Origin of the sequence: Longibacter sp. (genome assembly GCF_051155795.1) — a bacterium.
Lineage (GTDB): Bacteria > Bacteroidota > Rhodothermia > Rhodothermales > Salinibacteraceae > Longibacter.
In genome coordinates, this window is record NZ_DAXETW010000005.1 from 21537 (window position 1) to 35157 (window position 13621).

A 13621-nucleotide genomic window follows, 5' to 3' on the forward strand; every position below is an offset into this window, starting at 1 on the left:
AAGCGGCACATAGTATACGGGACCGGGAAATGTTGTTCAGCCTCCCGGGATGGATTGCGCGGAAGGTTTACGATGGGAGGGCGAATTGCGAATGCGGAATGTTGAAGGGCGAAGGGCGAATTCGGAATGATGAAAGGCGAATGTCGAAGGTCGAAGTAGTTATTCCATCCTCGTAATGTCCAATAATCCCCAATTCCCAATCCCAAATCCGTATTCCCAGATCCCTGATCCGCAATCGTAAATCCGCCCCTCTCGGAACGGCCTTTCGGGTGTGGCATACCGCCATCGTGTCTCGTTCTCCGCAGCCATTCCCCCGTCGTCGCCTGTGCCCGCGTCCCCAAGCGTTGATAGCCTCTGTTCCCTGCTGAAGGATCCCGCGACCTACCCTCACGAGCCCGATTCGATTAAGCTCACGCAGACGCATATCTCGGTCGTTGCGCTGGTTCCACCGTTTGTTTATAAGTTCAAAAAACCGGTCGACTTCAGCTTTCTGGACTTTACCACGCTCGATCGGCGCCGGTCCGCGTGCGAGGCGGAGGTCCGGCTTAACCGGCGGCTATGCAATGACACGTACCTTGGCGTCGTCCCGCTCGCCGACACCACGGACGGCTACCGGCTTGAATCGGACGACGGAGCCGCCGTGGAGGTCGCCGTTAAGATGCGCTATCTCTCACACGAAGGATTCCTACACCGACATGCCGAGGACGGGACGCTCACACGGGACGATATTGACCGCGTCACCTCTACCCTCTCAACGTTTTACGACGGCCTGGACACGCGTCCCGACATCGCCGAGCAGGGCTGGGTGGACCATCTCCGCGTGAACACGGACGAAAACTTCGCTCAGACCCAGGATCACACGGGGACGCTCCTTCCCGACGCGGCGTATCGCGTCCTCCAGGACTACACCGACCGCTTTTACGACGCGCACGCCGCCCTCCTCAATCGCCGGCGCACGGGCGGGCATTTTATCAACGGGCACGGCGATCTCCGGCTGGAGCACATCCACCTGTCTGAGGAGAGCGTCTGCATCTACGACTGCATCGAGTTCAACGACCGGTTTCGTCACCTGGACGTGGCGAACGACATCGCGTTTCTGGCCATGGACCTCGACGGCCACGGGTACCGGGATCTTTCGCGCTACTTCGTCCAGCAGATGGCAGACCGCCTCGACGACCCCGAGCTGCTGGACGTCGTTCGATTTTACAAGGTTTACCGTGCCTACGTCCGGGGGAAAGTCGAGGGCATGCGGGCCGCCGAGGCCGAAGTCCCGGAGGAGGAACGGGCCGCGAGCACGGACCGGGCCCGTGAGCACTACCGCTGGGCCCTGCGCTATGCCACGGCGGGCCCGCACCCCATGGTGGTCGTGGTGATGGGGCAAACGGGGAGCGGCAAGAGCACCCAGGCCGCCGCCTGTGCCCGTGCGCTCGGATGGAGCCATATTAGCTCCGATCGCATCCGGAAGGAACGAGCCGGCATACCCCTCTACGAACGCACGCCGGAGACGGCCCGGGACGAGGTCTACGGAAGTGAGATGACCGAGCGGGTTTACGAGCGGCTCACCAATGACGCGATCGACACCGTCCGGTCGTCCGGCCACGGTGTGGTCGTGGACGCAACGTTCAGCAGCGCAAACCGGCGAACGGCGCTCCGCGACGCCCTGCGGAAAGCCAACCTGCCGTATGCGTTCGTGGAGCTGACGGCCGACGACACGACCCGACGGAGACGACTGGAACGGCGCAACTCGGAAAGCACCATCTCAGATGCGCGGCCCGATGTGATGGGGAAAATCGACCGTCGATACGAAGCGCCCTCGGCGCTATGGGACGCCCACCACCTGCGTGTATCCACCCGGGTTGAGGTAGAGGATACGACGACCGACATCCTCCGGGCGCTCATCCGTCTCCACGACGGGTAAGTCGAGTGGTCACACCAGGGTTTTCGCCGCGTCGGCGGAAATAATCTGTACGCCAGCGTCGTTCATTTCCTCCCAGGCGGCGGCCAGCGATCCGTTGGCGTCGATGCCACGCGTGGCCTCTTCGACGACGTACACGTCGAACCCCTGCTTTCTGCCGTCCAAGGCAGACCACTTGACGCAGAAGTCCGTCGCGAGTCCCACCACGAAGAGCGTGTCGATGTCCCGCTCATGAAGGTATCCGGTCAGACCCGTGGGCGTCTCATTGTCGTTCTCGAAAAAGGCAGAATAGGAATCGATCTCCGGACGAAACCCCTTGCGAATGATAAGCGCGCTTCGAGTCGTGTTCAGGTCAGGATGAAACGCCGCACCTTCCGTCCCCTGTATGCAGTGGTCCGGCCACAGGGTTTGCTGCCCGTACTCGACTTCCATCTCATCCATGGGGTCATGGCCCGGATGCGATGACGCAAACGATTGGTGACCGGCCGGATGCCAGTCCTGCGTCTGAATTACATGACCAAAGGCGTCCGACAGGTCGTTAATGATGGGCACCACCTCATCACCCTCGGGCACTGCGAGAGCGCCACCCGGGCAAAAGTCGTTCTGCACATCCACGATCAGAAGAGCGTTCATTGGCTGTCGAGCCGTGTATGAGGAAATATCGTGCTGTTCTCTTGAACGGCCGGCGAATCGCCATGTTTGCCCGTCTGAGCGACGATTATGTGCATCTACCGGAAGAAACGCCCGCTGCGTTGACGGATCATCCCGCGGCGAATAAGGTTCGACCGATGATCCGGACCATCCCCTCGTGACCCACTGCGTACCGTCATGGCTGTCTCCACTCCATCGGTAGCGAACCGCGATGCATCGATCCCCGCCAAACCCCGTTCCGAGCGGCTAACCGAGCTCTTCCGGAAGCAGAAAGAGCATCATCTGACCGTTCGAAATACAACGGCGGACGAACGCCGCGCCCGCATTCGCCGAATCCGAGACGGCATCCGGAATCGGCGGCAGGAGATCCGGGATGCCCTCTACGCCGACTTCCAGAAATCTCCGGAAGAGGTGGATCTGACGGAGGTAAAGTCGGTGATCGATGAGGCCAACTTCGCGCTCACGCACATCGAGGAATGGATGGCGTCCGAGTCGGCACCGACGCCTCCCCTCCTGACGGGCACGTCCTCGGAGGTACGCTACGAGCCGAAGGGAGTGGTGCTCATCATTTCCCCGTGGAACTACCCGTTCAACCTGACGCTCGGCCCGCTGATCGCCGCCATCGCTGCCGGCAACTCGGTGATTGTTAAGCCGTCGGAATATACGTCGAACAGCAGTCGCGTGATGCGCGAGATGATCGATGAGCTGTTCGACCCGCGGGAAGTCGCTCTCGTCGAGGGAGCGGTGGAGACATCGCAGGCTCTCCTGGACCTGCCGTTCGACCACATCTACTTCACGGGAAGCCCTGAGGTTGGACGCATCGTCATGCGAGCCGCCGCAGAACACCTGACGTCCGTAACGCTGGAACTCGGCGGCAAGTCACCCGCCATCGTCGACGCGACGGCCGATGTAGACGACGCCGCGGCAAAGATCGCCTGGGGCAAATTTACCAACACCGGTCAGACGTGCATTGCGCCGGATTACGCACTCGTCCACGAATCGCTTTACGATGCGTTTCTCGAACGCGTTCGCCACTACATTTGCACGTATTACGGCGACACGGATGACGCACGCCGCACGTCCCCGGACTACGCCCGCCTCGTCAATCAGAAGCACTTTTCCCGCGTGCAATCGCTTCTGACCGACGCGATGCAGTCCGGAGCACGGGCGGTCATCGGTGGACAGACGGATGCCGAGTCCCGCTACATTGCGCCCACCGTGCTTTCCCACATCCCGGACGGAGCGCGCATTATGGAGGAAGAAATCTTTGGCCCGGTTCTTCCCGTTCTCCCCTTCCGCGATCTCGGCACAGCCATCGACCGGATCAACGCCCGGCCCAACCCGCTCGCCCTCTATCTCTTTACGAACGAGGAGGACAATGAAACCGCGGTCCTGGATCGGACGCACGCCGGCGGCACGTGCATCAACGAGGTGCTGCTGCACTACATGAATCCGCATATCCCGTTCGGCGGGAACGGCCACAGCGGAATCGGGATGGGACACGGAAAGTATGCGTTTCAGGAATTCTCGCATGCTCGGTCGGTGCTCAGGCGCTCGTACGGGTCGAAGCTGATGCGGTACATCTATCCACCGTACGGCTCGATGACCCGACGAATGATTGACGCCGCTCTCAAGTATCTTTAAATTTTGTTGATTGATTCAGGGCCTCCCCACCGCCCGGTCGGAAGCATACGTTCACCAGCGAGGATTTATGATCCAGGTCGGAGACACCATTGACGGCTACCGCATCGCCGACGTTATCGGTCGCGGCGGGATGGGTACGGTGTATCGCGCGGTTGATACCGGGCTGGAGAAGGAGGTCGCGCTGAAAGTGATCGCCCCGCACCTGGCCGAAGATCCGACATTTCTGGGTCGTTTTCGCTCGGAAGCCAAGGCGCTCGCCCGCCTCGACGCGCCAGGGATCGTCCGCGTTCTTGCGCTACGGGAGTCAACCCGCGCGACGTTCATCGCGATGGAATACGTGGACGGCCCGCCGCTTCGCAAGGTGCTTCGGGAGGCCGGCGCCCTGGAATGGCCGGAGGCGGTCAGTATCCTGCGGCAGATTCTGGGGGCCGTCGAGCATGCGCATTCGTCCGGCGTTCTCCACCGTGACCTGAAGCCGTCGAATATTCTCCTGACCGGCGACGGGCGCGTCAAGATCACGGACTTCGGCCTGGCAAAAATCCGGACGGCCGACACCGATCTCACAGCGACGCATGAAACCGCCGGGACGGTGGCATACATGTCGCCCGAGCAGGTCGAGGGCCTGAAGCACGTCGATGAGCGCAGCGACCTCTTCTCCGTCGGCCTCATCGCGTACGAGATGCTCACGGGGCAGCTGCCCTTCAGCCGGTCCGGCAGCTACTATTCGATCCAGCGAGCCATCGTGCAGGAGCCGTTCGAGCCGCCCTCGGCGCACGTGGAGGATCTCCCGCCGCGAATCGATCAGGTGATTCGCCGTCTTCTCGAGAAAGAGGCAGACCGGCGATACGCGAGCGCGAGCGAGGCTATCGAGGCACTTGCTCCGCTGGATGCGCCGTCGCGCGTTTCCACCCCAGCCGCCCTTCAACGCCGCACAGATACAACGGCCGACGACACCCCCTCGACGCGGGTCTGGGCCGTAGGCGCCGCCGTCGCCGCCCTCCTGCTGGCCGCCGTGGTCCTCGGCGTCTCTCAACTGCTGAATGTAGAGCCGACCCCGGCGCACTCATCCCCGACGACCCCGGACACCGTCGCGAAGCTCGCCATCCGGACCACACCGGCGGCGCAGCTTACCGTGAACGGGGACAGCATCGGCGAGAGCCCGGTCGAGGCGATGGAGATCCCGAGCGGATCGGTGACCGTCCGTGCACTACGACAGGACTTCGTGCCGGCGGAGACCACCTTTACAGCCGAGGGTTCGCACGCAATCGATCTCGTTCTTTCAGAATCCCGCCCGCAAACATCTCTGGAGGATGTCGCAACCGGTCGCGTGGAGGTGCGATCCTCCCCCGCCGGGGCCGTTGTCCGTGTTAACGACCGTGAGGTCGGCGTAACACCGGTGGAGGTCAGCGCCCGGACCGGCCAGGCAACCGTCGAAATTGAGAAGCCGGGGTATCACCCGTTCACGTCGCGCACCGAGGTGCGCTCCGGCCGGGAAACCAACATCAGCGCCACGCTTCAGGTCGTCGCCAGCACCGTCGCCCTCCGTTTTAATCCGTTCGCGACCGTCGCCGTCGACGGGCGTCAACGTAGTATCGACCGCGTCACCGAATGGTCGGACTCCCTCTCCCCGGGCCGCCATCGCATCGTCGCACGGTATCGCTCGGCCGAATGGGTTCGCGTCGTGGACCTGCGCCCGGGGGAAACCTTCCAGCGTGACGTCGACTTCACCAAGCGCGTCGAGGTCCGCATCGTAGCCCAGAACGACCAGGGGCAGTCGCTCCCAAACGCGGAGATCCTCGTCGATGGGACTCCGTCCGGGTACGCCCCGCAGCAACTCGACCTGCGCGTCGGACGTCACCGGATCCAGGTACGAAAGGACGGGTACCTCGACGCCGAACGCATCGTGGACATCGACACCGATGCCGGCGGACGCATCACCTTTACGTTGCAGGCCGTCGAACAATCAGCGAACTCGTCCAGGTAGCTCTGCTCGACCGCTGGACGCGCTGGCCCGCGCTCCGGGCGACGGCATTCCTGTGCACGACATTCAGCGAGACGGTTCGCACTTTCGACCATGCTGGCCCTGCACCGAGCGCCCTGCTGCGCGGGAAGGAACGAGAATTCTGTGGATAGGCGTGCATTCACGCCCTTCATTTCGTAGGCTATCGTGTCCCGCATCCATAGATCATCCACCGATCATCTACAGATGATGTCCGCGGGCCCCCTACGTGAGTGCTGAGTGCCGTACCTCTCCCCCGGTTCAGTTTGTCGTTATGCCGCGCGCTTCCTTTCCCGCCTTCCCGTTCCGCCTCCCGATGCCGTGGCCACTCGCGGGCTTCCGTTGCATCGCGTCGTCGCTGACGGCGATCCTGTTCGCCGGAATCCTGCTGATCGCTCCCGTGGAGCCCGCGATGGCACAGGAATCGCCTTCCAATGATCAGTGCGAAACCGAGTACCGGCAGGCACAGGAAAGCTACCTCGCCGCGGAATTCGACCCCGCGATCCGACTGCTTCAAACCTGTCTGGATGAAGCGCAGACGACACTGTCGGATACGACGCTGGTGAAGATGTACCGGCTTCTGGCTTTCTCGTATCTCGGGGAGGGTGACGAGGCCGGCGCCCGGCGGGCGGTCAACGACCTGTTGACCACAGCGCCCGACTACCGACCGAACCCGACGCAGGACCGCCCCGACTTCGTCCAGCTCGTTCAAAACGCTCGTGAGGAGCGCCAGCAAATTGCTCGGGACAGTGATGACGGGCGCAACTGGGTGAAATGGGTGGCCGGCGGCGTCGGTGTGGTCGTCCTCGGTGTGCTGGCAGCCGTCCTCAGCGGCGGTGGCGGGGATGACGGGGACGACTGACCTGCGCCGGCATTCTTTGACCGGCCGCGACGCTACCGTCCACGCCCGTAACAAATTACTGTGGAGCGGTTGCATCCCCCCCTTCGTGACCGGACATTAAACAGGCGCATCGTTTCTACCCGACGAATGCTATCGCCTGTGCCCGCTCCCGGCCCTGTGCACCCCTTCCGTCTCGCCGTCTTCGCTTCCGGCGGAGGCAGCAACTTCCGGTCTATGATCGATGCGGTCGAGGACGGAACCCTGAACGCTGAGATCGTGCTCTGCGTGAGCAACCACGAGGCTGCGGGTGCGCTCGATCGAGCAGCGGACCACGGCATCCCGACGGCTATCATCGATCCGGATCCGCTCGAGGGCCGGGCCTTCGCCCGTCGCCTTCTCGAGGTACTCGACGACCACGACGTGACGTTTGTAGCACTCGCCGGGTATCTCCGAAAGATCCCTCCGGCGGTCGTCGAAGCGTACCGACACCGCATGCTCAACATCCACCCCGCGCTTCTACCTTCGTTCGGAGGGAAAGGCATGTACGGCATGAACGTCCACCGGGCTGTCGTGGACTACGGTGTCCACTGGACCGGCGCCACCGTCCATCTCGTCGATGAGGAGTACGACCACGGGCCCATCGTCCTGCAGCAGCCGGTCCCCGTCTACCACGACGATACGCCCGACGACGTCGCCCGCCGGGTCCTGGCCGTTGAGCACGCCATCTACCCTCGCGCGCTCCGTCTTTTTTCCGTTGGCCGCGTTCAGGTCGATGGCCGCTCCGTCCGCATCCTCGACGCACCACCGGACGCCCCGCCGGCGTCCTGATCAACCTCTCCTCCATCCGACCCCCGTCTCCACACTCATGATCTCCGCCAAAGACCTTCCCGCACCGGACGATCTCCTCCCCGTCCGGCGCGCTCTCATCTCGGTCTTCGACAAAACGGGCGTCGCCGACTTCGGCCGCCGCCTGGACGCCATGGGCGTGGAAATCATATCGACCGGCGGCACCGCGCGGACGCTGCGTGAAGCCGGCGTCGCCGTTACTGACGTCCACGCCGTAACGGGCTCGCCGGAGATTCTGGACGGGCGCGTGAAGTCGCTCCACCCGACCATCCACGGTGGCATTCTGGCGCGGAGGAACGACCCGGACGACCGGAAGGACCTCGAGGCGGAGGGAATCGAGCCGATCGACCTCGTCGTCTGCAATCTGTATCCCTTCCAGGATGCGGTTCGACAGAAGGACGCAGACCTGGCAACGGCGATGGAGAACGTCGATATCGGCGGTCCGACCATGGTTCGTGCAGCGGCTAAAAACCACGACTTCGTCGCCGTCGCAACGTCTCCGGACCAGTACGCCGGCCTGATCGGCGAACTGGAGGAAGCCGATGGAAGCCTGTCGCTGGACACACGGCGTGCGCTCTCCCGCGAAGCATTCGGCCACACCGCCGAGTACGACGCAGCCATTCACGCTTACATGAGCGGTTCGCCCGACATCCCCAACGCAGATGCCGGCGACGACGTGCTGCCGGACACCTATACCGAGTCGCTTCCGAGAGCATCCGTGCTTCGCTACGGCGAAAACCCCCACCAGGAAGGCGGCCTGTATGGTGACACGGCGCCGTTCGTCGAACCGCTTCACGGAAAGGCGCTTTCGTTCAACAATTGGATCGACCTGAGCGCGGCGTGCGGCCTAATCGACGAATTTCAGGACGCGGGCCCGACGGTTGCGATCTTGAAGCACACGAATCCGTGCGGCGTCGCGACGTCAGACTCCCTTCTCTCCGCATGGAACCGCGCGTTTGCAACGGACCGACAGTCTCCCTTCGGCGGTATCGTCGTCACCAACCGGCCCCTTGACGCGGAGACGGCCGAGGCGATCGATGAGATCTTTACCGAGATCATCATCGCACCGTCGTTTTCACCAGAAGCCATGGAGTGTCTCCAGGAAAACGACCGGCGGAGGTTGATTAAGCACGTCGGTGCAGCGCGCAACGATCGCCGCCACGACGTTCGGAGCGTCGTGGGTGGTCTTCTGGTTCAGACCCGCGACACCGTTCTCCCGGCCTACGAGGTCCAGCGCGACCGCTGGACGGTGGCTACCGATCGGTCGCCGACAGACCAGGAAACGCGCGACCTTGACTTCGCCTGGCGCGTCTGCAAGCATGTCAAGAGCAACGCTATTGTGTACGCCCGAGACGGCGCCACGCTCGGCATCGGCGCGGGACAGATGAGCCGTGTCGATGCCTCCGAACTGGCTGTCATGAAGGCGAAAAAGTCGGAACTTGACTTGAGTGGCTCCGTGGTAGCCTCCGATGCATTTTTCCCCTTCGCCGACGGACTTGAAGCGGCCGCCGATGCCGGCGCACGAGCGGCGATCCAGCCCGGTGGATCCATCCGCGACGAGGAGGTCATCGAGGCCGCCAACCAGCATGATGTCGCTATGGTCTTCACCGGCCACCGCCACTTCCGCCACTGAGCCGGCACCGTCGACCGCCGCTCACGCGACGGACAGTCGCATCCCGGCGGCCCGTGCTCGATTCGTGGCATAGCCAGGGTAGGACAGTCGTCATATACCGATCGATCGTCGGATCGATCGGCTTCCCTCGGCCGTTCAGCGGCGGCTGAGCGCGTTGATCCCCTCGTTTGCTTCCCGGGCACACACGCGCCAGCCATCCGAAGAGCGTCGGGGTTTCATTATAGTAAGAGCAGCCGTATTCTCCCCCACAGAGTTTCCGGGCAACAGGACCGACTCCCCCTCGTGCGGACCGCGTGGCCGCATCCCGCGAGGCAGACCGCCGCGGGCACCCTCCATTTTTGTCGCACACATGACGGTACGGGCATAGATGTTTTTCAACTTTTCGCAGGACGTCGCCATCGACCTCGGGACGGCCAACACGCTCATTCACATCCGGGGCGAAGGCATCGTCCTGAACGAGCCGAGCATCGTTGCCGTGGACCACAAGACCGGCGAGGTGCGCGAGATCGGCTACGAGGCGCTCCAGATGCACGAGCGCACCCATACCGAGATCGAGACGATCTGGCCGTTGAAAGACGGCGTGATTGCCGACTTCAAGGTGGCGGAGCAGATGATCGAAGGCATGCTTCGGAAGGTCCGAAAGAACTGGCTGACGCGCGTCCGCAATATGGTCGTGTGCGTCCCTAGCGGCATCACGCAGGTTGAGGAACGGGCCGTGGAGGACTCGGGCGAGCGTGCCGGTGCAAAACACGTCCGCCTGGTATCTGAGCCGATGGCCGCCGCCATCGGGATCGGTCTCGACATCGACGAGGCCGTGGGAAACATGGTCGTGGACATCGGAGGCGGGACGACGGAAATTGCCGTGATCGCCCTCTCCGGCATCGTCATCGACGAGTCGATCCGGGTAGGGGGTGTAGAGCTCGACAACGCGATCGTTCAGTACTTTAAGCGAAACCACAACCTGCTGATCGGATCGCGGACGGCGGAACGGATCAAGTGCGAGATCGGAAGTGCTATCGAACTGGATCCGGAGATGGAGATTTCCGTCAAGGGCCGTGACCTCGTGAGCGGCATTCCGAAGCTACGCACCATTTCATCGGTGAACGTCCGGGAGGCGCTGCGCGACAACCTGGACCAGATCGGGGCCGCCGTCCTTCGCTGCCTCGAACGCACGCCGCCGGAGCTGGGCGCCGACGTGCTCGAGCGGGGCATCATGCTCACGGGAGGCGGCGCGATGCTGCACGGCCTGGACGTGATGCTGCGCGAGCGCGTCGAACTGCCGGTTTACATCGCCGAGGACCCGCTAACGGCCGTTGTTCGAGGGACGGGAGAGGTCCTGGAGAACCTTGAAAAATACAAGCGAGTTCTAATCTAGCGCAACGCGGTGGTCCTCCCCGCCTGAGGACATCGCCTATGTATTTCACGCCTCCGTACCGATGAACCTCTGGGAACAGCTTCGGGACTGGCTGCTGCTCATCGCACTGCTGCTCGCCTCCGTCGTCGTCATGGCGACACAGAACGAACCGCTGGTACGGGCCGTTCGCGCGGAAACGATGGAATGGACCGCGCGCATCGAGAGCGGCTTTGCATGGATGGGACGCTACGTGCGTGCCGTCGAAGAGAATGACGCGCTTCGACAGCGAAATATCGAGCTGTCCAGCGAGGTCGCCCGGTCACGCGCCGTTCGTACGCAGAACGAAGAGCTGCGCCGCCTGCTGAGCCTGCGCGATTCGACCCGCGCAAGCATGGTCCCGGCCCGCATCGTCACGAAGGACATCACGCGGCAGCGCAACTGGATTACGCTCGACGTCGGTCGCGCCGACAGCGTAACGGCCGGGATGCCGGTGATTCACGAGGCCGGGATCGTTGGGAAGATCGTGCTCGTCAGCGAGCATTACGCCCGTGTGATGCCCTTCCTCAACACTGATTTCCGGGTGCCGGCAACGATTCTACCGATCGGAGCCGAAGGCATCGTTCGCTGGGAAGGCGATCGGCTCGATCGCCTCCGCCTGCAGCACGTAGTAAAGACCGAACCGGTCGAGCGGGGCCAGGAAGTCGTCACGAGCAGTCACAGTGACATCTTCCCTCCCGGACAACGGATTGGGACGATTGACTCGGTGACCGTCCGGCCCGGACGGAACGAATTCAGCATTTCACTGCGTCCCGCGGTAGAGCTGTACCGCGTCAACCATGCCTTCGTAATCCGTGCAATCCCGACGCTGGAGAAAGACAGCCTCGAGGCAGCGTCGATCCCGTGACCGCCGGGATGCCCGTCGCCTGCGCCGTCGCCGTCGCCGGCACTCCGACCTCTCCGCCGGGCCGGTTGAACCATCTGCCACACCGGAACCGTGCATCGCCCTTCCGTCTGCGGATCCCGCTCCTCGCATCAATACCCCACCGGCCGTGAAGCGCTCTTCCACGTCTTCCCCCGCCGCACCGACGCCCTCGACGCCTGGGCCTCTCGCTGTGCTTGTCGTCGCGCTTCTGATCCCACTCCTCTCGTCCCCGGCCGTCGGCCAACCGATACAGAATGCCGAACATACGGCGGAATCCGTCGGATCAGCTGTGTCCTCCGCTCTCTCTCGACCGGAGTTCGACGGCTCGCTCTGGGGCGTCGTGGTTGCCGAGGCCGAAACCGGCCAGATCCTGCATGCCCGCAACGGATCGACCAACGCCACGCCGGCCTCGAACATGAAACTGTTTACCGCGGCAGCCGCGCTCGACCGTCTCGGTCCAGACTTTCGCTATACGACGACGGTCTTCCGCGGCGGACCGGTCGAGGACGGCGTACTCCGCGGCCCCCTCGTCGTCCGAGGAGCCGGCGACCCGTCGCTCGGCGACACAGACCCCGACCCGACTGCCGTCTTCCGCCTGTGGGCGGACTCACTGCGGGCGGCCGGGATTCGACGAATCGACGGGGACATCGTGGGCGATGACGATATCTTCGACGACCAGCCGCTCGGGAAAGGGTGGAGCTGGGACGATACGCCGTATTATTACGCGGCCGAGATCGGCGGACTCGTCTACCACCGCAACGTGATCGACCTGACCGTCCGCGGCCAGGACGAGAGCATGCCGGCCCGCCTGTCGTGGACGCCAGTGAACACCGGGTACGTGAACGTCGTCAACCGTAGCGTGACCTCCGGACCGGGCACACGGAAAGACGAGGACTACCGCCGCCTTCACGGTACGAATACCATCCACGTGCGGACAACGGTGCCGCCCGGGGGCCTGGAGCGGGAAGAACTTACCATCACCAATCCGACGCTTTTTCTAACGCATGTCCTGCGCGAGGTGCTGATCGACGAGGGCATCGCCGTGACCGGTTCGCCCGTTGACGTGGACAACATGGCCATCAAACCCGACTACGCGACGCCGGCGTTCTCACCGGTTGCATCATACACGTCGCCTCCGATGAGCGATCTGGTCGCCACCATTAACGAGGACAGCGACAACCTGTACGCCGAGCAAATTTTGCGTACCCTCGCCGTTCACGCTGCACCCGATGCGTCCCATCTGGAACCGGGATCGGCAGAGAGAGGCGCTGTTGTCGTCAAATCGGTCGCCGCACAAGCGGGCGTGGACACGAGCCGGGTCGAGGTCGCCGACGGATCCGGCCTCTCGAGGCACAACCTGGTCAGTGCGGAGGCCACAGTGAAGCTGCTCCGACACATGTGGAATCATCCGAACCGGGCCGTGAGACGCTCTTTTCTCGAAAGCCTTCCCCTGGGCGGAAGAGATGGAACGCTCGAGTACCGGTTTCGGGGGAATGCATCTGCAGGCCGGAACGTACGGGCCAAAACCGGCACGCTCTCGAACGTGAGTGCCCTGAGCGGCTTCGTTACGCGAGGTGATGGAACGCCGCTGGTTTTCTCGATCATGTGCATCAACCACACGACCCGAGGAAGCACCGTTCGCCGGGCGCAGGATCGAATCGTAAACGCCCTGGCGCGTCTGTAAATCCGCCTCGTACCCATGGGCCGCGCGTCTTTCACGGAGATTCTCGCCCTCGGCAGATTGTGGCCGAACCGGCGTCCCGCTTCGTCGTTAAGGAGCCCCGATGCGCCGGCACAACACCTGTGCCGTTCTCGC

Annotated in this window: 10 protein-coding genes; 9 read left to right on the forward strand and 1 reads right to left on the reverse strand. The window is 63.3% G+C overall.

Annotation, left to right across the window (positions count from 1 at the left end; genetic code table 11):
* Positions 1–325 precede the first annotated feature (325 nt).
* Positions 326–1918 carry an AAA family ATPase gene (locus ACFCU0_RS00805; RefSeq protein ID WP_434971752.1) on the forward strand — a complete coding sequence of 531 codons (1593 nt, stop codon included), beginning with the start codon at positions 326–328 and terminating at the stop codon, positions 1916–1918.
* 9 nt (positions 1919–1927) lie between these two features.
* Here ACFCU0_RS00805 and pncA read toward each other — a convergent pair whose 3' ends face one another.
* A complete protein-coding gene (gene pncA / locus ACFCU0_RS00810) occupies positions 1928–2548 on the reverse strand; it encodes a bifunctional nicotinamidase/pyrazinamidase (RefSeq protein WP_434971753.1) in 621 nt (206 codons plus the stop codon).
* A 195-nt stretch (positions 2549–2743) separates the two neighbouring features.
* Here pncA and ACFCU0_RS00815 point away from each other — a divergent pair, with 195 nt between their 5' ends.
* From ACFCU0_RS00815 to dacB, 8 genes are all read left to right on the forward strand, one after another.
* Entirely contained in the window at positions 2744–4210 is a 1467-nt protein-coding gene (locus tag ACFCU0_RS00815; RefSeq protein WP_434971754.1) for an aldehyde dehydrogenase family protein, read from the forward strand.
* 67 nt (positions 4211–4277) lie between these two features.
* Complete coding sequence (locus tag ACFCU0_RS00820) at positions 4278–6194, forward strand: serine/threonine-protein kinase (protein WP_434971755.1); 1917 nt, start codon at positions 4278–4280, stop codon at positions 6192–6194.
* 331 nt (positions 6195–6525) lie between these two features.
* Positions 6526–7071 carry a hypothetical protein gene (locus ACFCU0_RS00825; protein ID WP_434971756.1) on the forward strand — a complete coding sequence of 182 codons (546 nt, stop codon included), beginning with the start codon at positions 6526–6528 and terminating at the stop codon, positions 7069–7071.
* Between the two features lie 138 nt (positions 7072–7209).
* Positions 7210–7878: a phosphoribosylglycinamide formyltransferase gene (gene purN, locus ACFCU0_RS00830; protein ID WP_434971757.1), complete on the forward strand. Its 669-nt coding sequence runs from the start codon at positions 7210–7212 to the stop codon at positions 7876–7878.
* 37 nt (positions 7879–7915) lie between these two features.
* Positions 7916–9529 carry a bifunctional phosphoribosylaminoimidazolecarboxamide formyltransferase/IMP cyclohydrolase gene (gene purH / locus ACFCU0_RS00835; protein WP_434971758.1) on the forward strand — a complete coding sequence of 538 codons (1614 nt, stop codon included), beginning with the start codon at positions 7916–7918 and terminating at the stop codon, positions 9527–9529.
* Between the two features lie 367 nt (positions 9530–9896).
* Positions 9897–10904, forward strand: coding sequence for a rod shape-determining protein (locus tag ACFCU0_RS00840; protein WP_434971759.1), 1008 nt, complete (start codon positions 9897–9899; stop codon positions 10902–10904).
* Between the two features lie 61 nt (positions 10905–10965).
* Positions 10966–11787: a rod shape-determining protein MreC gene (gene mreC / locus ACFCU0_RS00845; protein ID WP_434971760.1), complete on the forward strand. Its 822-nt coding sequence runs from the start codon at positions 10966–10968 to the stop codon at positions 11785–11787.
* Positions 11788–11932: 145 nt separating this feature from the next.
* The gene (gene dacB, locus ACFCU0_RS00850) at positions 11933–13489 is read left to right on the forward strand and encodes a D-alanyl-D-alanine carboxypeptidase/D-alanyl-D-alanine endopeptidase (protein ID WP_434971761.1); all 1557 of its coding nucleotides are present in this window, start codon (positions 11933–11935) and stop codon (positions 13487–13489) included.
* Positions 13490–13621: the final 132 nt, after the last annotated feature.